This is a genomic window from Thermodesulfobacteriota bacterium, assembly GCA_040758155.1.
Taxonomy (GTDB): domain Bacteria; phylum Desulfobacterota; class Deferrimicrobia; order Deferrimicrobiales; family Deferrimicrobiaceae; genus UBA2219.
This window is the reverse complement of sequence record JBFLWB010000109.1, coordinates 7,422-27,667: the sequence shown is the minus strand read 5'-3', so window position 1 is coordinate 27,667 and position 20,246 is coordinate 7,422. Positions and strand designations below refer to the sequence as shown.

Sequence of the window (20,246 nt, the reverse complement as noted above, 5' to 3'; positions counted from 1 at the left end):
CGTCAGCAGCCCCATCGGCAACACCGCCGGCACGTGGGTTTCCTCCGGAGCTACGGCGACGTTCACTCCCGAATCTCCGTTCGCCCCGCTGACCGAGTACACGGTGACGGTCGCGGCAAGCGTGCGCGCCGCGGACGGCGAAGCGCTGGCCGCTACGTACGTCCTGCAGTTCACGACGGTCACCGCCTTCCATACGTTCAACTTCGTCACAAACCAGTACCAGTTGAAGCCCGCGCAGAAAGTCGGGGAAGGGACCAACTGCCGGATCTACGTCGAGCAGGGAAAGACCGTGTCGCCGGCGGCCGTCGCCGCCGTGATCGACCGGTTCGACAACGACATTTACGGCAACGTCGTGGCGCGGTTCGGCAGCGAGCCCAGTCCCGGCGCGGACGGCACGCCCATGATCTTCATCTTCCTGATGGACATCGTCGACGGCTACGTGCCGGGCGGCGGCTACATCGCGGGATACTTCGACGCCGTCAACGAACTTCCCATCGAGGACGTTTACGCATCCGGATACCGGTCGAACCAGAAAGAGATTTTCTACATGGACATCAGCCCGGGAGATCCGTCCGGAACCGCTTTTTACAGGACCCTCGCGCATGAATTCCAGCACATGATCCACTGGGAGCATAAGGAGAACGACGACGCCTGGCTCAACGAAGCCATGTCGGAAGCCGCTCCTTTCTACGCCGGCTTCGGGGCGAATTACACCCGGGTGCAGTATTTTCAGACGGGATCCTCCCGGTCCGATTCCCTGACGCAATGGAACGATCAGCTCGCGGATTATTCCGTCGTTTACATGTGGGCGCAATACATGGCGGACCGGTTCCCGGTCGACGTCTTCCAGGGAATCCTCGCCCGTCCGGAGAACGGAATCGAATCCGTGGACCAGTATCTCCAGGCAAACCACGGAATCACCTTCGCCGAGGTGTTCAGGAACTGGTCGATCGCCGTCCTCAGCGGCACCACCCTGACCTGGCCGGGACATCCGGAATGGTCCTACACGACTATCGACACATGGCCGGGCATGCACGGCGGTATTTTCCTGCCGGGGTTTTTCACTTCGAGTTACGAGAACGTCGTCTCACCGACTGCACTTCCGCCCTGGAGCATCGGGCTCTATAAATACACTTCGCCGGACGTGAACCAGACGTTCACGTGGAACCCTTCCGGAGTGCCCGCGCCGCAGGCGTCTTTTTACGACAACGCAGCCGACACGTTGACGTTCGACCTGGCTCCCCTCGCCACGGAAACGTACAACGGACCGGCGGGGGCGTACCTGGTCCTCCAGAACCCGAGCGGCTTCGCCTCGTCGTCCTCCACAACGACGAATCCGGCGATCCTGGCCCAATCTTCGATCGCCCTTTCTCCCCTCGAAAAAGTCCGGGCCGCTTCCAGGGCGACGGCACTGGGATCGTCGTCCGGAATCGCAGGGGAACCCGTGCCGGTATGCGTCCATGAATTCGTCAACCGGAGGGCCAAGGATGCGCGCGAGCGGGTCAAGGAGGTGCGGGAGGCGCGGTGGGTGCGGGATAGGCGGAATGCGCGGTAAAACGGTCCTTGCCGCCGCAGCGTTCCTTTTCCTGGCGCTGGCGGCGTTCGCCGGAAACGGGGAATGTATGGGCAGGAACAAGGAGACCGTTATGCTGAAGGGGACGGTGCGCGTCGTCGGGAATGCGCCGTTCACCCAACTGGTCCTGACGGTCCCGGGGCCGGGCGCGGACGCAAAGCCCGTGGATCACCTCGTCCAGGGGCCGCTGGCCGGGGAAATGCGCAGCCGGCTCCAGGGGAAGGTGGTCACCGTGGAAGCGGCGTACTGCGCGGAGAAGCCGCCCGGGCGGCTCCCCTGCATCGAGCCGTCGAGGATCGTCGAGGACGAGTGAGCCCGTTTCCGGCGGGCGCCGGAAACGGGGACTTTCAGTGAAGCGTCGTGCGGCCCGGCGGCGGCGCGGCGCAGCCGCTTCCCCGGGAAACCGTTCCCGCCATCTCCGCGATCGCCGACAGCTTTCCGTTCAGCCGCGCGACGCTCGCGTGGAACTGCGCCGCTGCCTCCCGCAACCGCCGCGACTCCATATCGTACAATTCCGCCTGCCGGTTCGCCTCGCACACCGCCAGCGACAGTTCGCGGTCGCGCCTCAGCGCGTCGTCGATCAGCGACTTGTATTTCCGTCTTTCGCCTTCCGGTAGCGATTCGATATATGCCAGCAGCCGCCTGCTTTCCATCGGTTTGTTCCTCCCGGCAATGGAAAAAGCAATATCCATTCCATGAAGCAACGGCCACAACCTGTTCATTTCCTTATACTATTTTACGGACCCCGTGTGCCGGAGCATTTCCGTCGTAAACCTGGGAAAACATTTTCCCACATGGTCCGATGTATACTCCCTCCATAGAGGCTATAAAAACCGGCGGACAAAGACAACAGGGACATTCGACTTGCTTTCGGTCAGCGGATTGAAAAGGGTCTTCGGCGCGACGGTCGCGGTGGACGACATCTCGTTCACGGTGCAGCCGAACGAGACCGTGGGGCTCCTCGGACCCAACGGCGCCGGGAAGACCACCACCATCAACATGGTCCTGGGAGTCCTCGCGCCGAGCGCCGGGACGATCCGGATCGAGGGGATCGACATCGTCGGGAGCCGCGCCCGAGCGCTGCGCCGCACGAATTTCGCCGCGGTCTACGCCCCCCTCCCGGGCAACATGACGGTCCGCCAGAACCTGCGCTTCTTCGGCATGCTGTACGGGGTGGACCGCCTTTCCGGCCGGATCGGGGAGCTCCTCGAGGCGTTCGGCCTGGAGCGGATGGCCGACACGAGGTTCGGGGTGCTGTCGTCGGGGGAGCAGACGAGCGTCTGCCTCGCGAAGGCGTTCCTGAACCGCCCGCGACTCCTGCTCCTCGACGAGCCGACGGCGTCGCTCGACCCGGCGACCGCGCGCGACATCCGGGCGAAGATCCGCGAATTCACCGCCAGGGACGGCATCGCCGTCCTTTGGACCACGCACAACATGTTCGAGGTGACGGAGGTCTGCGACCGGGTGCTCTTCCTGTCGCGGGGGAGGATCCTGCTGGAAGGGGCGCCCGCCGCGCTGCCCCGGGAGCACGGCATGGAATCGCTCGAGGAGCTCTTCGTCACCGTCGCGCGCGAGCCGCTCTCCTTCGGCGGAGGGGCGTGATGCCGCGATTCCGGCGGACGGCGGCGATCGTTCTCCGGCAGTACTACCTGCACCGCGGCAGCCCGGCCAGGATGCTGTCGCTCTACGCGTGGATCCTCGTGGACATCGTGCTCTGGGGATTCATCTCCCGCTACCTGAACACCCTTGCGTCGCCGGGAACGGACTTCATCCCGATGCTTCTGGGGGCCGTCCTCCTGTGGGACTTCTTCACCCGTGTCATGCACAGCGTGACGACGGGCTTTCTCGAGGACGTCTGGTCGCAGAACTTCCTGAACCTGTTCGCCTCGCCGCTCTCGATCCTCGAATATCTGGGGGGGCTGGTGATCTTCAGCGTCGCGACGAGCCTCATGGGGCTCCTCGTGATGGTCGGCCTGGCGGCCGCGGCCTTCGGGCTCCGGTTCCTCGCCTACGGGCCGATGCTCGTCCCCTTCCTCCTGGTGCTTTTCCTGTTCGGGATCGCTCTCGGAATCCTCGGCTGCTCGCTCGTCCTGCGGTTCGGGCCCGCCTCCGAATGGCTCGTCTGGCCCATCCCGGCGGTCGTCACCCCCTTCGCGGCGGTGTTCTACCCGGTGGCGACGCTGCCTTCGTGGATGCAGTGGGTCTCGCGGCTGCTGCCGCCGTCGCACGTGTTCGAGGGAGTGCGCGCGATCATCGCGGGAAATCCTTATACCGGGGGCGCCCTGCCGTGGGCTTTCGGGCTTTGCGCGCTTTACATCGGGCTGGCGGTCTGGGTGTTCGCGCGGGTCCACAGGAAGGCCGTGCGTTCCGGGCTGCTCGCGCGCTACAAGGCGGAAAGCGCGGCCTGATGAAGCAGGGTTACTCCTCCCTGACGACCCGGAACCAGGCGTTGTACTTCCGGCGGTCGGCGCTCCCGGGCAGAGCCGCGTATTTCAGGATCCCGAGGATGGAATAGCCGGCGTCGCGGATCCGCGCGATGTCCGCCGACATCCCCGCCTCGCCCATCGCGCGGTCATCGGCGTGGATCCTCTTCCAGTTCTTCTGCAGGTACATCGCAGCGCTGCGGACGCGGGTCAACGCATCCTCGACCTCCTCCGGCACCCGCTGCTCTTCGTCGATCTTCTCGAACTGCCATTTATTCGAGCCGAATGCGATGTGTATGAAACCCTTCCCGTCCCTGACCGGGATCTCCTCGGTGTTCATGTCCTCCCGCGCCTCCGCGTCGCTTTACCCCAGTATCCTACGGATCGCTTCCTGCACGGCCTTCGGGTCGGCTTTTCCGCCCGTCGCCTTCATCACCTGCCCCGTGAACAGGCCGAGCAGGCTGGTCTTGCCCGCGCGGTACGCCTCCGCCTTGTCCGGCATCGAGGCGATCGCCGCTTCCACCGCCGCAGCCAGATCCGTTTCGGAGACCGCACGGTCGAGGCCGAGCTTCCGGACGACCTCCCCCGGCGTTCCCCCGCCGGCCATCATCTCCGCGAAGACCGCCTTCGCCGCGGCGGAGGTGATTTTCCCCTCGTCGACCCGGCGGACCAGGTCCGCCAGCTCCGCGCCGCCGAACGGCAGCTCGCCGATCGGGCGCTCCTTCAGCTCCCGCAGGACGTCGTTGGCCGTCCAGTTGGCGATGGCCCTGGCGTTGGGCCATGCGGCGACCGCTGAGTCGAAGAAGGCCGAAACGGCCGGGTCCCCCGCAAGCACGTCGGCCAGCTCGGGCGAAAGCCCCGGCGTGCGGACGTACGCGTCATACCTTTCGGAAAGTGCCGGGTTCCCCGCCCGCGCCCTGGCCCGCTCGTCCGCGATCTGCGCGGCGCGCGGCGGCGCGGCTTGCGAGGCTGCCGGCCGCGGGACGGAAGGTTTCGCAGGAGCGGCGGGCCTCGCGGGTGCAACGGCGGCGGTTTCCGTTCCCGAAACCTTCCCTTCCTTGTAGCTGTCCCTGAGTTCGATGATCCGGAGAAACACGGGAGCGTCCGGCTTCGAATCGACGGGGTCCAGGATGAAATAGCCGTGGCGCACGAACTGGAAGCGTTCGCCGGGGGAGGCGCCCGCCAGCCCGGGCTCGATCAGGCACCCACGGAGAATCTCGACCGAGTCCGGGTTCAGGCAATCCTTGAAATCCTTCCCCTCTTCCACCGCTTCGGGATCGGCCGCGGTGAACAGGCGGTAGAAAATCCGCACCTCCGCCCGCACGGCGTGAGCGGCCGACAGCCACTGGATCGTCGCGCTCCGGCGGCGCTTCCCGCCCGCCGCGCCGCCCTGCGGCTCGGGGAGGCGCGTGCAGCGCAGCTCCACCGCCTCGCCGGTGGACGGATCCTTGACGACCTCGTCGCAGCGGACGATGCAGGCGTTCCTCAAGCGCACCTCCCCTCCGGGGCGCAGGCGCATCCAGTCGGAGGGCGGGTCCTCGCGGAAATCGGTCCGCTCGATGAACAGCTCCCGGGAGAACGGCAGCCGGCGCGATCCTTCGCGGGGGACGTCGTGAGGCCAGTACGGCGCGTCGAACCATTCGACCTCGCCGGGGGGCTGGTTCACGACCGTCATCTTCAGGGGACGCAGGACCGCCAGGACCCGGGGAGCCCGCGCGTTGAGATCGTCCCGGATGGCGTCCTCGAGCAGCTCCATGCTCACGCGGCTGTTGGCCTTGTCGACGCCGATCCGGGAAACGAACAGGCGGATCCCCTCGGGCGTGTACCCGCGGCGCCGCATCCCGGCGATCGTCGGCATGCGCGGGTCGTCCCACCCGGAAACATGGTTCTCCTCCACGAGCCGGAGCAGCTTGCGCTTGCTCATCACCGTGTAGTCGAGGTTCAGTCGCGCGAACTCGTACTGCCGGGGCCGGGGCTCGGGAAAGAGGTTGTCGACCAGCCAGTCGTAGATCGCCCGGTTGTTCTCGAACTCGAGCGTGCAGATCGAGTGCGTTATATTCTCGATCGCGTCCGACAGCGGGTGGGCGAAGTCGTACATCGGGTAGATGCACCAGTCGTCGCCCCTGCGGTAATGCGTCGCGTGGCGGATCCGGTAAAGGAGCGGATCGCGCATCTTCATGTTCCTGGCCGACATGTCGATGCGGGCGCGCAGGACGTGCGCGCCGTCCGGGAACTCGCCGGCCCGCATGCGGGCGAACAGGTCGAGGTTTTCCTCCACCGACCGGCTGCGGTACGGGCTCTCGCGCCCCGGCTCCGTGATGGTCCCCCGGTAATTCCGGATCTCCTCCTCGTCGAGGCTGTCCACGTAGGCCTTCCCGTCCCGGATCAGCCGGACGGCGAGATCGTAGAGCCGCTCGTAATAATCCGATGCGTAGAACATCTTGTCCCGCCAGTCGAACCCGAGCCACCGCACGTCGCGCATGATCGCCTCGACGTACTTCATGTCCTCGGTCTCCGGGTTCGTGTCGTCCATCCGGAGGTGGCAGATCCCCCCGAATTCGCTGGCGATACCGAAATTCAGGCAGATGGACTTGGCGTGGCCGATGTGCAGGTATCCGTTGGGCTCGGGGGGGAACCGGGTCACGACCCGCCCGCCGTACGTGCCGGACCGGGTGTGCTGGCGCACGATATCCCTAAGAAAATCCGTTGATTGCCTGATTTCCGGACCCGCGGGTCCCGGCCTGGTGTCTGACATAGGTGGTATACGAATAACATGGCGCAACGCCGGTGTCAAAATGGAGGCGCAATCCCGTTGTTGACGTTTCGCGGACAAGTCAGCGATAATATAAGACTAAATTCGCGGGGCGAGGGCCGGATGCGAAAACCGGTTTTCCAGGGAGTTCTCGGGGTATCGATTCTCGTCTCCGCCGTATCCCTGGGGGTCATGCTCACGAGGTACATTTCGCTGCGCGCCTACGCCCCGAAAGCGGCTCCGAAATCCGCCCCCGCCCCTTCGGCACGCCCCGCCCCCGCACCCGCTCCGGAAACGTGGAAGAACCTGTTCGCCCCCTCTGCCGGCATGACGCTGCCCTCGAAGCTCCCTGCCGTCGCAAGCGGCGGCGCCGCCGTCGCGCGATCGAACTTCGCCCTCATCGGCACGATCGTCTCCAGCCGCCCGGGCGATTCCCGCGCCGTCCTGTGGGCCGACGGGATGAAGGAGCCGAAGGTCGTCCGGATCAATACCGATGTGGAGCCCGGCGCGGTGCTCACATACGTCAGCCGCGACCAGGCGCGGATCTCCCGCGGCGGAGAGACGGAGCAGCTCGACCTCCTCCCCGTGGGGAGCAAGGGGCGCACGGTCGCGCCGGCGGCTCCCCCGCCTGCCGCGGGCAGATCTGCCGCGCCGCCGCCGTCCGCCGGAGCCCCGGGCGGAAACGACATCCGCGTGGAGCGCCTCGCGGAAAACGCCTTCGCCTTGAATGAGGCGGACGTGGCGCACCTGGCGGGGAACATCAACCAGTACATGACGCAGATCCGGATGGTGCCCTACTTCGAGGCGAACAAGTCCGCTGGATACCGCATCGCGGCCATCCGTCCGGGGACGACCTTCGAGAAGCTCGGCTTCCAGGGCGGGGACGTGCTCCAGCAGGTGAACGGGGTGGCCCTCTCCTCTCCCGAGAACCTGTACACGATCTTCCAGAATCTGAAGGACGAAAAGCAGTTGACGGTGGATATCATCCGCAGGGGACAGAAGAGCACGCTCAAATACGAAATCCGATGACCAGGGAGACCCTCATGCCTATAAAGGCCATTCTGATCGCGGCGATGCTACTCTTCGCCACGGCTGCGCCTGCGGCCGAGACGGAACAGCCAGTGGCCCCGCCGGCCCCCGCGCAGGAGGAAGGTCCGCTCCCGGCCATCCGCCTTCCGGCCGAGGCCGCGCCGCCTTCCGCCCCCTCCGGGGCCCCCGCCCCGGGGGCAAAGCCGCCCGGTAAGCCGAAGTCGGGCCGCGCGCCCGTATACATTTCCCTGGATTTCACCGACGTCGAGCTCCCGGTGCTGATCAAGTTCATGAGCGAGCAGACCCGGAAGAACTTCATCTTCGACGAGCGGGTTCAGGGAAAGGTCACGATCATCTCTCCCCGGAAGATGACCGAGGAGGAGGCGTACAACGTCTTCCTCTCCGTCCTCCAGGTCAAGGGATTCACCACCGTCGACTTCGGGAACACGATCAAGATCGTACCGGCCCGGGAAGCCCGCCAGGACACGATCGCCACCGACGGCAAGGGGAAGCCGGGGGCGGAGTTCATCACCCGGCTGATACCCCTCCAGCACGTGGAGACGACCGAGGTCGTCCAGCTCCTGACTCCGCTGCTGTCGAAGGACGGAATGATCTCTCCCATCGCCTCGTCGAACACGGTCATGCTGATCGACACGCGGTCCAATATCGACCGCCTCATGGGGATCCTCCGGCTGGTCGACGTGGAGTCGCAGGGCGAAATGAAGCTCTTCCAGCTCAACTATGCTTCGGCGCAGGACCTGGCGAAGACGCTGGAGCTGCTGTTCCAGACCTCCGCCGCGCCTGGCGCGCCGGCGACGCCGGCGGCCGCCCGCGGAGCCGCCCGGCGGCTCTCGCCCGCGCAGGGAGCGGTCGTGAAGTTCATCCCCGAGGCGCGGACGAACCACCTGATCGTCCTCGCGCCGCCGGATGTCCTGAACGACGTGGCGGACCTCATCGCGCGGCTCGACGTCGCCGGCCCGGCCGCCGGCGGGAAGATCAACGTCTATTACCTCGAAAACGCCGACGCGGAAGAGGTGGCGAAGGTCCTCTCCTCCCTCTCGGGAAGCCAGCCGGGGCAGGTAGCGACGCAGGTGCGTCCGCCGGCGACGGCGGCCCAGCCGGCCGCCCGGGCGCTGATCGCCGCCGAGCTCGAAGGCGGCGTGAAGGTCACCGCCGACAAGGCGACCAACTCCCTCGTCATCGTGGCCTCCCCCAACGACTACGAGACGCTGGTCCAGGTCATCCGCAAGCTCGACATCCGGCGGCGGCAGGTCTTCGTCGAGGCGGCGATCATGGAGATCACCCTCGACAAGGGGCTGGACGTGGGGGTGGAGTTCCGCGGGGCGTTCCAGACCAGCAAGAAGGACGACGGGGCGGTCCTCACCGGGACGAACTTCGACTTCGCGGGGAACATCAACAGCCTCCTCGGCTCCCTCGCCACCGGCAATCCGCTGGTCTTCTCCGGCACGGGGCTGCTCGCCGGCGGGATCGGCGGGAACGTGAAGCTTCCCGACGGGACCGAGGTCCCGGCCGTCGCCGCGATCCTGCGGGCCGCGCAGACCAACGACAACGTGAAGATCCTCTCCTCCCCCCACCTCCTCACCCAGAACAACAAGGAGGCGGAGATCATCGTCGGCTCGAACGTCCCCTTCATCACGAGCCAGTCGCGCGACTCGACGAACCTCGCCAACGTCATCAACACGGTGGAGCGCAAGGACGTGGGCGTCACGCTCCGGATCACTCCGCACATCCACGAGAGCGAGTTCGTCAGCCTCGACATCTACCAGGAGTCTTCCGCGCTGCAGGCCACCAGCCTGCTCGACACGTCGTCGGTGGGGCCGACCACGACGAAGCGCTCGGCCAAGACCACGGTCCTCGTAAAGAGCGGCGACACGGTGGTCATCGGCGGCATCGTGCAGGAGACCGACATCAAGAACGAGAGCAAGGTCCCGCTCCTCGGAGACATCCCGCTGCTCGGATACCTCTTCCGCTTCAAATCGACGTCGAAGAATCGCACGAACCTCGTGATCCTGCTGACTCCGCACATCATCACGGAGCCGGGGATGCTCAACAAGGCGCTCGAGGACCGGCAGCGGCGGCTCCTCGGCGCGTTCGACCCGAAGTCCGAGGAGATACAGCGCGCGCTGCCGCAGAGGAAGGAGGAGGTCCGGCCGTGACCTCCAACGCCGCTCACGGCGCGGCAGCCCCGGGGGAGCTCCACCCGGAAACGGCGCTGGTCTCGAAGATCCCGATCGGCTACGCCAGGAAGCATCTGATCCTGCCGTGCCGGTCCGCCTCCGGGGAGCTCGTCCTGCTTTCGGGGAACCCGGAGGCCCGCGAGGCGATCGACGAGATGCGGTTCCTTACCGGTCCGGTCCGCGTGGTCCAGAGTCCGGCGGAGGAGCTCCTCGCGCGGATCGACGCGGCGTACGAGCGGGCCCACACGCCGGAACGCGACATCGCGGAAGGGCTTGCCGAGGAGTGGGACCTCGACGTGGCCGCCGCCATCGAGGAGACGAAGGACCTCCTCGAGTCCCCCGACGAGGCGCCCGTCATCCGCTTTGTCCACTCCGTGCTCTTCCGCGCGATCCGGGAGCGGTCCAGCGACATCCACTTCGAGCCGTACGAGAAGGAATTCGTCGTCCGCAACCGCGTGGACGGCATCCTGTACCAGATGGTGGCCGCCCCCCGGAAATGGCACGCCCCCGCGGTCTCCCGGATCAAGGTCATGGCCGGCCTCGACATCGGGGAACGCCGCCTGCCCCAGGACGGCCGGATCCGCATCCGCCTCGGCGGGAAGGAGATCGACATCCGCGTCTCGACGGTCCCCACCTCCTTCGGCGAGCGGGCCGTCCTCCGCATCCTCGACCGGTCGAGCATCCTGCTCGGACTGTCCGACCTCGGCCTGACACCGCTGGAACTGGACGCCCTGGAGAAGTTCCTCGCCCGGTCGAACGGCATCCTTCTCGTCACCGGGCCTACGGGCTCCGGGAAGACCACGACGCTGTACGCGTCGCTGCGGCGGCTCGACTCCGGGACCAAGAACATCATCACGATCGAGGACCCCGTGGAGTACCAGATCCGTGGGATCGGGCAGATCCAGGTCAACCCCAAGATCCACCTGACGTTCGCAAGCGGCCTCCGCTCGATCCTGCGGCAGGACCCGGACATCATCATGGTGGGCGAGATCCGCGACCAGGAGACCGCCGAGATCGCGATCCAGGCCTCCCTCACCGGCCACCTCGTCCTCTCCACGCTCCACACGAACGATTCCGCCAGCGCGGTGACGCGGCTTGTCGACATGGGGATCGAGCCGTTCCTGGTGGCCTCCTCCGTCTGCGGCGTGATCGCGCAGCGGCTGGTCCGCCGCCTCTGTCCCGACTGCAAGATCCCATACGCACCCGAAGCGGCGGAAGTGCGGTCGCTGGGGATGAAGGCCGCACCGAAGACACCCTTCTACCGCCCCGCGGGATGCCCGAAGTGCTCGAACACGGGGTATTCCGGCCGGACCGGCCTGTACGAGATCCTGCCCGCCGACGAGGCGATCCGGTCGCTCATCCTGACCCGCGCGGACGCCGACGGGATCAAGGCGCTCGCAGTCTCCCGCGGGATGCGGACGATCCTTTCGGCCGGCGCGGAGAAGGTCGCCGCCGGGATAACCTCCGTGGAGGAGGTCCTCCGCGTCACGCAGGAGGACTGAGGGTCCATTGGCGACGTACCGCTACAACGGCATCTCGAAGGACGGCCGCGACCGGAAAGGGTCCGTCGAGGCCGACAATCCCGCCCAGGCCCGGAAGAAGCTCCTCGGGGAGGGGGTATACCCCACCCGGCTCGTTGAGGACGAAGGGCGCGGCGAGGGGATTTCCCTCCCCTCCCTGCTGGGGCGGCAGGAGTTCCTTCCCCTCTTTACGCGGCAGCTCGCCACGCTGTCCGGGGCCGGCGTGCCTCTGGTCGGCGCGCTCCAGTCCGTCCTTCCGCAGGTCGACGACCCGGCGAGCCGGAAGGTGCTGAGGGACATCCAGGAAGCGGTCCGCCAGGGAGCGACGTTCGCCCGGGCCGTGGAGGCCCACGGCGAAACGTTCCCCGAGCTCTACGCCAGCATGGTGCGCGCAGGCGAGGAGAGCGGGACGCTGCCGCTGTCGCTCTCGCGCCTGGCCGACCACCTCGAGATGCAGGCCCGCACGCGCAACCGGGTCCGCTCCGCCCTGACGTACCCGCTGCTGATGGCCTTCGTCGCCAGCCTCGTCGTGATCTTCCTGCTGACGTTCGTCGTCCCGAAGATCGTCGGGATCTTCACCCATCTCGGCAAGGCGCTCCCGCTTCCCACGCGCATCCTCATCGGAATCACCGATTTCCTGTCCGCGGGATGGTGGGCGCTCCTCCTGCTCGCGGGCGCAGCGACGCTCCTCGCGAGGCGGTTCCTCGCCACGGAGCGCGGCCGGCGGACGCGCGACGCCGCGATCCTCCGGCTGCCGCTCGCGGGGCGGCTCGCGCACCTCTCTTCCATCTCCCGGTTCGCCCGCACCCTCTCGACCCTCGTCACGGGCGGGATCCCGGTGGACCGGGCGCTCCGGATCGTGGCCCCGGTGGTCGAGAACGTGGTGATCGCCGAAAAGATCGCCGCGACGGCCGACCGGGTCGTGGAGGGGGTGACCCTGTCCGACGCGCTGCGCGCCCACCCGGAGATCCCCAACACCCTCATCCAGATGGTGGCGGTGGGAGAGGACAGCGGAACGCTCGGGGACATGCTCACGCGGGGAGCGGACGCGATGGACGAGGAGATCGAGGCGCGCCTCTCCCGCCTGCTCTCCCTGCTCGAGCCGCTGATCATCCTCGTGATGGGGGCGGTCGTCGCCTTCATCGTCGTGGCGGTGCTGCTGCCGCTGCTCGACATTTCCAACATCGTCCGATAGGAGGCCGGTCCATGGAAGATCGAAGAAATCCCGCGAGGCGGCTCCGCGACAGGGCGGGGTTCACCCTCATCGAGATCATGGTGGTCATCGTCATCCTCGGGCTGCTCGCGGCCCTCGTGGTCCCCAAGCTGATCGGCCGCACGGAGGAGGCGAAGAAGACGCAAGCGCGCGTCCAGATCAAGCACATCCAGCAGGCGCTCGAGCTGTTCAAGCTCGACAACGGCTTCTTCCCGGAGACCGATCAGGGGCTGGAGGCGCTGGTCCGGATTCCCGAGGCCGGCCGAATCCCGAAGAACTACCGCAAGGGCGGCTACCTCGACCGGGTCCCGAAGGATCCTTGGGGGAACCAGTACATCTACATCTCCCCCGGGTCGCACGGCGACTACGACATAAGCTCCTACGGCGCGGACGGCGTGGCGGGCGGTGAAGGCGAGGATGCGGACGTCAATTCCTGGGAAGACGCATAGCGGCGGCTTCACGCTGGTCGAGCTCTCCGTCGTCCTGTTCGTGCTCGGCCTGATCCTCTGGACCGTCGCCCCCCGGCTGTCCCAGTTCGGGGAGCGCAGCCGGGACGCCGTGTTCCGGGACCTGGCCTCCGGCTCCGAGGAGGCGTTCGACATCTCCCTGTTCGAGAAGCGGGAGACCCGCCTGGTCATTCTCCCCTCCGAGGGGAAGTACGAGTTCCGCATCGTCGACCGCCCCGAGGCGCAGCGGCGCCCCCGCGAATTCGGGTCGCGGCTTTCCGTTACCGGCATCCGGATCGAGGGGGAGGAGCGCCCGCTGGACATCCCCACGGAGATCCGGTTCCTCCCGGGAGGACGCGTCCCGGCGACCTGGATCCACATCCGGGAAGCGGACGATGACCGGGAGGTCGCGCGCTGGACGCTGCGGCTCAACCCGTGGGACGGCTCCATGAAAGTCCTCGAGGGCACGGTGACCGGCGATGGGTGACCGGAAGGGATTCACGCTGATCGAGGTGCTCGTCTCCCTTTCTATCCTGGCGGCCACGCTGCTCCTCGCGTACCAGGTCATCTCCGGGGCGATCGCCGCCATGGACCGGTCGGAGCGTTGGACCGCCGCGTCCTACCTCGCGGAGGCGATGGTCCTGGAGGCGGTGGCCAAATACCCCGAGGTGGCGGAGACGGAGGGGAAGTTCTCCCCCCCCAACGAGGCGTATTCCTGGAAGCGCGCGGTCCGCGAATCGCTCTACCCCGACCTGCGCGAGGTGGAGGTCGTCGTCCTGTGGACCTCCGACGGCCGGGAGGAGCGGGTGTCGCTCACCGGCCTTGCAGTGAAGAAATGAAGCTTCTCCCCCGCTCCCGCCGCGCCTTCACCCTGGTCGAGATCCTCCTCGCGCTCGCCATCCTCTCGGTGATCCTCCTCCTCCTCGTGTCCGCCTTCACCGGAGCCGCGCGGACGCGCGACCTCCTCTCCTCGCGCGCCCGGGATTTCCGCCAGGTCCGGATCGCCATGGACAGGATCGGTACGGACCTCCAGGGGGCGTTCTCCTCGGCGATCCGGGAGGAATCGGCCCTTACGTGCAAGGAGGACCAGCTCGCGGGAGTCCCAGCGGCGACGCTGGTCTTCACCGCGTTCCAGCTTCCCGACACCGGCGGCGGACGGCCCCCTGCGAGCGTGGTCAAGATCAAGTATTTCCCGAAGGTCGGAGAGGACGGGGCCTCCATCGAGCTGCACCGGGAGCAGGCGGACCTTCCGTTCGTGCCGAACAAGCTCCACCTCCGGGAGGCGCTGATCGCGGAGGGAATCAAAGGCTTTCGGGTCGAGCTGTACGACGGAACGACCTGGCACAAGCAATGGCCCGCGGGCGGGGCGACGAAGACGAAGCTCCCGGAGAAAGTCGCCGTCACGCTGACGGGCTCCCGCGGCGAGGTCTACCGGCGCGAGATCCTCCTCATGCTCGCCGGCCAGGAGTCGATCCTCACATATTCCGGCAGGCGCGCGGGGTCCTCCCAATGAGGCGGCGGCGCGACGGCGAGCGGGGGGTCGCCCTCCTCGTCACCCTCCTGGTCCTGGTCCTCGTGGTGGCGCTTGCCAACGAGATCTTCCGCCTGGGCGCCCGCGCGGCGCAGACCAGCGCCTACGGCAGGGACTCGATCCGCTGCGCGCTGCTCGCGGAGGCGGGGACCGCGGCCGCCGTCATCGCCCTGCGCGAGGACGCGAAGGACAGTCAGATCGACACGCTGGACGAGTTCTGGTCGCGGGCGGTCCCCCCCATCGAGCTGGGCGACGGCGCGGTCCGCATCACGGTGGAGGACGAGGAGCGGAAGATCAACCTCAACCAGCTAGTGTCGTCGAGCGGGACCAACCCGCACGATCGGTGGTTCCCCGTGTTTCAGCGCTTCCTCTCCGGGATGGGGATCGATCCCTCACTCGCGGAAGCATTCGTCGATTGGCTGGACAACGACGACGCCCCGCGCGCCGGCGGCGCGGAGACCGTCTATTACATGTCGCTTCCCAACCCGTACGAGGCAAAAAACGACCTGTTCGACTCGGTGGAGGAGATCCTTCTCGTCCGGGGAGTCACGCGGGAAATCTACGACAAGATCCGCCCCTTCGTGACGGTCAGCACATCTACCTCCGCCGGTACATCTACCGGTACCGGCAAGGTGAACATCAACACCGCCCCGGTGGAGGTGCTGACCGCGCTGTCTGCCGGAATGGACGCGGCCATCGACAACGCGGCGGCGGCGCAGCTAATCGCGTATCGGACGGAGAAACCGTTCGAAAAGACTTCCGATATTAAAAACGTGTCCACCTTTTTCAGCGACCTCTATACCCGGAACCGCACCCGCATGGAGGAGCTCATCACCGTCAGTTCGAGCACGTTCCACGTCCGCTCGGCAGGGGAGGTCGGAAGCACGGTCCGCACGATCGACGCCATCGGACGGCGCAGCGGAAATGATGTAAAATGGCGCTCTTGGCGCCTCGAATAGAACGATCCCGCATCCCGGAGGATACCGAATGAACCATCGCAGACATCTCCGCCTTCCGCTCGCCGCGCTCTTCCTGCTCTTCGCGGCGTCCGCGGGCGCGGAAGCGATCTTCCCCGTAAACGACAACGGCACGGGCACCTGGGCGTTCGACCAGCCGTCGGCCGCGACCTTCAACACGCGGATCCACGTCGCGTTCATCGGAGACCCCGACGGGACGGGGAATTTCCGGCTGCACTACGCCGCCGTGGAGGGATCGGCGAACTTCGCAAGCGCGGCCACGTTGCGGTCCGACGTCCTACTCACGCCGGCCGTCGTCATCGACAACGGAGCGGCCTACACGGACGCCCGCCACCCGCAGATCGCCGTCCGCACGGAAACCGAGGTGATCGTCGTCTTCCAGGCCGTTCCCGCGGGCCTTCTTCCCGGGGAATACCGGCTGTTCCGGGCGCGGATCACCCTGGCGGGCAACTCCGTGGCGGGGCAAACCGTGAGCGAGATTCTCGACGCGTCTTCCGTGCGCCTCGCCGGGACGCTCGTCGACCCGTCCTTCCGGCTGGTCGTGACGGACGGGACCCTGCGCGTCGCGTACGCGGACAACACGTCCGGAAACGTGTTTTTTGCGCGGGTCGGGATCGACAACGCGCTGGTCTCGGGCACTCCCCTACTGCTCTCCTCCATCGCCAGCAGCACGGGATCCAGCCCCCTTCCCCGCCTCGAGATCGACAGCAACGGATTCAGCCACGTCGTGTGGGCGGCCAACGACGACGCGGACGCGGAGCCGACCGGGATCTACTATTCGCTGGTCCAGGCAAACGCCAACGGCGCGCCCGACAACGTGGCGATCGGCCCCACCCAGGTTCTCTCCGGCGGAAACCGCCGCTGGGGATTCCCGTCCGTCCTTCACAACAGCATCAACAGCATCTGGGTCGTCGCGGTGGACCAGCCCTTCAACCTGCCCGGCCTATCCGGCTCCGTCGGCGTCGCCGCGCTGAATCCTTACGCCGTGATCCACGACGGGCAGCCGGTGAACGTCGGGAACGTGGCCGCGCTCTCCTCGTTCTTCCTCACGGTTCCGGGAGGCACGGTGCTCCCCGCCAACTGCGACACGTACCGGCCCGACGTGATCCTCGACTCGAGCCGCGACATGCACGTCGGCGGATACGGCTTCGCGGACAACGCCTCCAGAGGGGTCCCAGGAAGGTACTACGCGGTCGACCTGGCGCTGCTCGCGTTCAACTCCACCGTCTTCCTTTCCCTGAATCCGGCGACCGTCGGAACGGACAACATCGCGTTCGGGAGGCAGACCGAGGGGGACTACACGCGCGCCGCGTTCGTGCACTTCAACGGCAAGGCGGTCCATTTCTGGTCGGGGGCCGACAATACGGTCGCCGGGGCCAGGAACATCTATGTCACTTCCACCCTCGACTCCGTCGAGACCGGAACGCAATCCGGATGCGCGGTGGTCGCCCTTCCCGGGAACGGCGGCGGGGACGGAATCCCCGGTGCGGAACTGCTGATCCTGCCGGCGCTCCTGCTCCTGTTGCGGAGGGCCTCAAGGAAACCCGTTGCCGGGCGGTAGACGCGTCCGTCCGAGGCGGCTGGCCGCGTACGCTCTCGGCGCGGCCCTCTTCCTCTGCGTCTTCCTGCTGACGGTGGCGCTCACGCTGCCGGGCGACCTTGCCCTTTCCCTGCTCCGCCCGGGGCTGGAGGCGAGGGGGATCCGGTTGTCCGCGGAAAACTCCCGGCTGCTTTTCCCGCTCGGCGTGCGGCTCAATGGAGTGACTCTCGATTTCGGCGGGAACCGCCAGCTCTCCCTGGACGAGCTTTCCGCAGCCTGGGAATGGACCGGGCTGTTCCGCTGGCTTCCAGCCCACCTCCGCTGCTCGCGGGGGGATTCCGTCGTGGACATCCGGCTCTCCCCGGCGTTCTGGAGCCCCAGCCGGGGCCGGGTGATCGTCGCCGGGGTCTCCTCCGAACAGATCCCCCTTCCGGTCTTCACAGGTTCCGGCGCGGGACTCTCCGTCCGGAAGGCAGACGTCCATTGGACAGGATCGGGGAATTCGCTTGCGGCCACGGGCGCGGGCGATTTCGAGTTTCTGCTGATCCCCATGCCCGCAGGGGGCTCCCCGATCCGCGAGGCGCGGATCGACAACGCGGCCATGACGTTCGTGGTCCGCGGGAGCTCGCTGCACGTCCCCCGGCTCCAGGGAAGCTACGAGGGATCCCGCGTGGAGGGGACGGGGGAGGTCGCGAAATTTCTCACGCCCGGGAGCGCGACGGTCACGTTCCACCTTTCCATCCGGAACCCGTTCGAAGGGCGCGTAGGAATCCTTTTCGACATGCTGGCGAAAAACGCAAAGAATGCTAATCTGAGGATCGTCGGGTCGCTGACCGCGCCCAAGGCGGAAATCGAGCTGTTCTGAGGAGACCATGCTCACGATCGGGATCGCTTTGTCCAAAGACCGGATGCACGCCGTCGCGCTGGACGGCGCGCCCGCGTCGCCGCAGATCGCCGCCGCCGTCGAGGTTCCCTGCCGCGAACCGTTCGGCGGGCCGGGAGACCCCGCGGCGCTCGCCGAGGCGCTCCGGAACGCCGTCCCGGGGCAGCCGCTCTCCGGGGCGGTGATCACGCTTCCGCCGCCGCTCACCTTCGTCCGGCCGGTGCCCCTCCCTGTGACCGACCTTCCGCGGGCGCGCGCCATCCACATCGCCGAGCTGGAGGGGAACCTCCCGATCGAGGACGACGAGATCCTCTCCGACCTGCTCCCGGCCGCGCCGGAGGCGCCCGGCACCTTCCTCGCGGTCGCCGCGCGGCGCTCCTTCGTCGAGAAGTGCGTCGAAGCGTTCCACGCGGCGGGAATCCGCGTGGACCGGGTCGTGACCGATCATGCGGCCCTCCTGCTCCTCGCGGCAGGGAAGGTCCCCGACGACGCGCTGATCCTGTCCTCCTTCCAGGATATCCTCCTGCTCCGGGCGTCCGGGGCCGGCGTGCGGACCGCCCGCCAGTTCCCCGCCGCGATGGCGGAAACTCCCGCGGAGATCCTCTCCGCCGTGCTCGATGCCGCGAAGGCGGAGCCGCCCGCGCCGCCCGTCTTCGCCGTCGGCGGCCTGCCTGCCTCCGTGGCGGACGCCATCCCGGGGCTGCAGGCGTGCGCCATCCCCGAGGGGATCCCCGCGTCCCACCTCGCCGCCTGCGGCGCTGCGCTCGCCCCGCTGCTCCCGAAAGTCGCCGGCGGCTTCTCGCTGCGCACCTCCGTGGAAGCGGCGATGGAAAAGACCCGGGAGGCCCGGAGAGTGCGCATCGCGGCGATCGCGGGAAGCGTCGCTGCGCTGCTGGCGATCGGGTCGCTCTATTTCTCGGTCTGGACGGGGGACCGGAAGCTCGACAAGGCGCGCGCCCAGGTGCGGAAGGAATTCCAGGAGGCCGCGCCGGAGGTCAAGTCCGTGGTCCAGGCCGGGACGCAGATCCGGGAGAAGGTGGCGTCGCTGAAACGCCTGCAGAAGGAGCTGGGCACCGACGCCCCTCCTGCCGCCGACCTCCTTTCGCTCGCATCCAAGGCGCTCCCCCAGGGAGAGATCTTCGTCCGGGAGGCGTCGGTCGAGGGCGGGCGGGTACGGCTCGTCGGAGAGGCGGGGCAATCGGCGCTGGTCGAAACGTACCGGTCCGGGCTGGCCGCCGCCTACGGCGCCGATTACTCCGTGACGGTGCAGGGATCCGAGGGAAGCGCCAAGGGGACCGCCGTCCGCTTCACCATCCTCGTCGAGCACAAGGAGGATCGCCGTGCTTCTTGAACGGGAGAAACGGGTCCTCGTCCTCGGCGGCGCCGCGGCGGCGGTGCTGCTGTTCCTGACATTCGCGGTGTTCCCCGCCGTCACGCGCCTGGGCACGCTTTCGCGCGCCATGGCCTCGGCCGAGAGCGACCTGGCCGAGGTGCGCAGGGCAAAGCCGGAGCTCGAGCGGATCCGGCGCGACACGACCCGCCGCTCCGCCGCGGTGAACGCGGCCGCCAACCGGAAAGAGGCCCCATCTGCCGGCCTGACGTCCCTCCTGCTGGACGCCGGGATCCCCCAGTCGGCGTTCAGCCTGAAGTCCGGCGGCGCCCGGGACGGCGAAACGTTCCGGGAGGAGGCGTTCGATGTCCGGATGGAGAACCTGACCTACCTCGAGGCCGTGAAGACCATCCGGAAGCTGTCCGGCGACGACGTCCCGGTGGTGGTCCGCTCGGCGCTGCTGAAAAGCCGTTACGACGATCCCCGATACCTCGACGTGACGCTCCGTGTCGGATACCTTACGCCGAAGCAATAAGGGCGCTCCCGCCGCCCTTCTCCTCCTTGCGGTTGCACTGCTGTCGGGATGCCCGCGGACCGCGGACCGGCCGGCTCTCGACAACGCCTCGGAGGCGCTGCTCGCGGCGAAGGGCGACGACGCGCTGGCGAAGGTCGTGCGGGAGGGAGGGAAGGAGAAACTCGCCGTCATCGCCGTTTTCCGCCGCGACGTCTTTTTCGGGCTCTCCACGATGTTCGACCGCTCCTCCATCACGATGCTGAACGAGTTCGGGAACGCCGCGATCCTCCTCCTCCAGCCCGGAGAGGTCCTCCCGC

General features: G+C 67.4%; 21 protein-coding genes. 18 read left to right on the top strand and 3 right to left on the bottom strand.

The window, feature by feature from the left end; translation table 11 throughout:
* On the top strand, positions 1-1,555 hold a 1,555-nt coding region (locus AB1346_07070), incomplete at its 5' end, for an Ig-like domain-containing protein (protein MEW6720192.1).
* The gene (locus AB1346_07065) at positions 1,545-1,886 is read left to right on the top strand and encodes a hypothetical protein (protein MEW6720191.1); all 342 of its coding nucleotides are present in this window, start codon (positions 1,545-1,547) and stop codon (positions 1,884-1,886) included. The genes AB1346_07070 and AB1346_07065, both read left to right, overlap by 11 nt.
* 34 nt (positions 1,887-1,920) lie before the next feature.
* Here the strand turns inward: AB1346_07065 and AB1346_07060 are convergent, their stop codons facing one another.
* Entirely contained in the window at positions 1,921-2,226 is a 306-nt protein-coding gene (locus tag AB1346_07060; protein MEW6720190.1) for a hypothetical protein, read from the bottom strand.
* Between the two features lie 211 nt (positions 2,227-2,437).
* Between AB1346_07060 and AB1346_07055 the strand changes: the two genes are divergently transcribed.
* Positions 2,438-3,175, top strand: coding sequence for an ABC transporter ATP-binding protein (locus tag AB1346_07055; GenBank protein ID MEW6720189.1), 738 nt, complete (start codon positions 2,438-2,440; stop codon positions 3,173-3,175).
* Positions 3,175-3,981: an ABC transporter permease gene (locus AB1346_07050; GenBank protein MEW6720188.1), complete on the top strand. Its 807-nt coding sequence runs from the start codon at positions 3,175-3,177 to the stop codon at positions 3,979-3,981. The genes AB1346_07055 and AB1346_07050 overlap by 1 nt, the downstream gene beginning before the upstream one ends.
* Positions 3,982-3,991: 10 nt before the next feature.
* Here AB1346_07050 and AB1346_07045 read toward each other — a convergent pair whose 3' ends face one another.
* Together AB1346_07045 and AB1346_07040 are read right to left on the bottom strand one after the other, a co-directional pair.
* The gene (locus AB1346_07045; protein MEW6720187.1) at positions 3,992-4,336 is read right to left on the bottom strand and encodes a hypothetical protein; all 345 of its coding nucleotides are present in this window, start codon (positions 4,334-4,336) and stop codon (positions 3,992-3,994) included.
* Between the two features lie 24 nt (positions 4,337-4,360).
* Entirely contained in the window at positions 4,361-6,751 is a 2,391-nt protein-coding gene (locus AB1346_07040) for a glutamine--tRNA ligase/YqeY domain fusion protein (protein ID MEW6720186.1), read from the bottom strand.
* A gap of 120 nt (positions 6,752-6,871) precedes the next feature.
* Between AB1346_07040 and gspC the strand changes: the two genes are divergently transcribed.
* From gspC to AB1346_06970, 14 genes are all read left to right on the top strand, one after another.
* Positions 6,872-7,777 (top strand): type II secretion system protein GspC, encoded by a 906-nt coding sequence (gene gspC / locus AB1346_07035; protein MEW6720185.1) that lies wholly within the window; start codon positions 6,872-6,874, stop codon positions 7,775-7,777.
* A complete protein-coding gene (gene gspD / locus AB1346_07030; GenBank protein MEW6720184.1) occupies positions 7,774-9,954 on the top strand; it encodes a type II secretion system secretin GspD in 2,181 nt (726 codons plus the stop codon). The genes gspC and gspD overlap by 4 nt, the downstream gene beginning before the upstream one ends.
* Positions 9,951-11,477, top strand: coding sequence for a type II secretion system ATPase GspE (gspE, locus tag AB1346_07025; GenBank protein ID MEW6720183.1), 1,527 nt, complete (start codon positions 9,951-9,953; stop codon positions 11,475-11,477). Before gspD ends, gspE begins: the two co-directional genes overlap by 4 nt.
* 7 nt (positions 11,478-11,484) lie before the next feature.
* Positions 11,485-12,690, top strand: coding sequence for a type II secretion system F family protein (locus tag AB1346_07020; GenBank protein ID MEW6720182.1), 1,206 nt, complete (start codon positions 11,485-11,487; stop codon positions 12,688-12,690).
* Positions 12,691-12,701: 11 nt separating this feature from the next.
* Positions 12,702-13,157, top strand: a complete 456-nt coding sequence (gene gspG / locus AB1346_07015) for a type II secretion system major pseudopilin GspG (GenBank protein MEW6720181.1) — start codon at positions 12,702-12,704, stop codon at positions 13,155-13,157.
* Positions 13,126-13,641 carry a prepilin-type N-terminal cleavage/methylation domain-containing protein gene (locus AB1346_07010; GenBank protein MEW6720180.1) on the top strand — a complete coding sequence of 172 codons (516 nt, stop codon included), beginning with the start codon at positions 13,126-13,128 and terminating at the stop codon, positions 13,639-13,641. The genes gspG and AB1346_07010 overlap by 32 nt, the downstream gene beginning before the upstream one ends.
* A complete protein-coding gene (locus AB1346_07005; GenBank protein ID MEW6720179.1) occupies positions 13,634-13,993 on the top strand; it encodes a prepilin-type N-terminal cleavage/methylation domain-containing protein in 360 nt (119 codons plus the stop codon). Before AB1346_07010 ends, AB1346_07005 begins: the two co-directional genes overlap by 8 nt.
* A complete protein-coding gene (locus AB1346_07000; GenBank protein MEW6720178.1) occupies positions 13,990-14,667 on the top strand; it encodes a type II secretion system protein GspJ in 678 nt (225 codons plus the stop codon). The genes AB1346_07005 and AB1346_07000 overlap by 4 nt, the downstream gene beginning before the upstream one ends.
* Positions 14,664-15,644: a type II secretion system minor pseudopilin GspK gene (gene gspK, locus AB1346_06995; GenBank protein MEW6720177.1), complete on the top strand. Its 981-nt coding sequence runs from the start codon at positions 14,664-14,666 to the stop codon at positions 15,642-15,644. The genes AB1346_07000 and gspK overlap by 4 nt, the downstream gene beginning before the upstream one ends.
* A gap of 28 nt (positions 15,645-15,672) precedes the next feature.
* Positions 15,673-17,223 carry a hypothetical protein gene (locus AB1346_06990; protein MEW6720176.1) on the top strand — a complete coding sequence of 517 codons (1,551 nt, stop codon included), beginning with the start codon at positions 15,673-15,675 and terminating at the stop codon, positions 17,221-17,223.
* Positions 17,210-18,067 carry a hypothetical protein gene (locus AB1346_06985; GenBank protein ID MEW6720175.1) on the top strand — a complete coding sequence of 286 codons (858 nt, stop codon included), beginning with the start codon at positions 17,210-17,212 and terminating at the stop codon, positions 18,065-18,067. The genes AB1346_06990 and AB1346_06985 overlap by 14 nt, the downstream gene beginning before the upstream one ends.
* 7 nt (positions 18,068-18,074) lie before the next feature.
* Positions 18,075-19,436 carry a hypothetical protein gene (locus tag AB1346_06980; GenBank protein ID MEW6720174.1) on the top strand — a complete coding sequence of 454 codons (1,362 nt, stop codon included), beginning with the start codon at positions 18,075-18,077 and terminating at the stop codon, positions 19,434-19,436.
* Positions 19,426-19,950: a hypothetical protein gene (locus AB1346_06975; protein ID MEW6720173.1), complete on the top strand. Its 525-nt coding sequence runs from the start codon at positions 19,426-19,428 to the stop codon at positions 19,948-19,950. The genes AB1346_06980 and AB1346_06975 overlap by 11 nt, the downstream gene beginning before the upstream one ends.
* Positions 19,922-20,246: hypothetical protein (locus AB1346_06970; GenBank protein MEW6720172.1), on the top strand; the 325-nt coding region annotated here is incomplete at its 3' end. The genes AB1346_06975 and AB1346_06970, both read left to right, overlap by 29 nt.

Bases quoted from the DNA above. Each gene is read 5' to 3' on its own strand.
- gspD (MEW6720184.1), top strand. From the start codon at position 7,774: ATGACCAGGGAGACCCTCATGCCTATAAAGGCCATTCTGATCGCGGCG.
- AB1346_07050 (MEW6720188.1), top strand. From the start codon at position 3,175: ATGCCGCGATTCCGGCGGACGGCGGCGATCGTTCTCCGGCAGTACTAC.
- gspC (MEW6720185.1), top strand. From the start codon at position 6,872: ATGCGAAAACCGGTTTTCCAGGGAGTTCTCGGGGTATCGATTCTCGTC.
- AB1346_07065 (MEW6720191.1), top strand. From the start codon at position 1,545: ATGCGCGGTAAAACGGTCCTTGCCGCCGCAGCGTTCCTTTTCCTGGCG.
- AB1346_06990 (MEW6720176.1), top strand. From the start codon at position 15,673: ATGAACCATCGCAGACATCTCCGCCTTCCGCTCGCCGCGCTCTTCCTG.
- AB1346_07010 (MEW6720180.1), top strand. From the start codon at position 13,126: ATGCGGACGTCAATTCCTGGGAAGACGCATAGCGGCGGCTTCACGCTG.
- AB1346_07000 (MEW6720178.1), top strand. From the start codon at position 13,990: ATGAAGCTTCTCCCCCGCTCCCGCCGCGCCTTCACCCTGGTCGAGATC.
- AB1346_07040 (MEW6720186.1), bottom strand. From the start codon at position 6,751: ATGTCAGACACCAGGCCGGGACCCGCGGGTCCGGAAATCAGGCAATCA.
- AB1346_06980 (MEW6720174.1), top strand. From the start codon at position 18,075: ATGCTCACGATCGGGATCGCTTTGTCCAAAGACCGGATGCACGCCGTC.
- gspG (MEW6720181.1), top strand. From the start codon at position 12,702: ATGGAAGATCGAAGAAATCCCGCGAGGCGGCTCCGCGACAGGGCGGGG.
- AB1346_07045 (MEW6720187.1), bottom strand. From the start codon at position 4,336: ATGAACACCGAGGAGATCCCGGTCAGGGACGGGAAGGGTTTCATACAC.
- AB1346_07005 (MEW6720179.1), top strand. From the start codon at position 13,634: ATGGGTGACCGGAAGGGATTCACGCTGATCGAGGTGCTCGTCTCCCTT.
- gspK (MEW6720177.1), top strand. From the start codon at position 14,664: ATGAGGCGGCGGCGCGACGGCGAGCGGGGGGTCGCCCTCCTCGTCACC.
- AB1346_07060 (MEW6720190.1), bottom strand. From the start codon at position 2,226: ATGGAAAGCAGGCGGCTGCTGGCATATATCGAATCGCTACCGGAAGGC.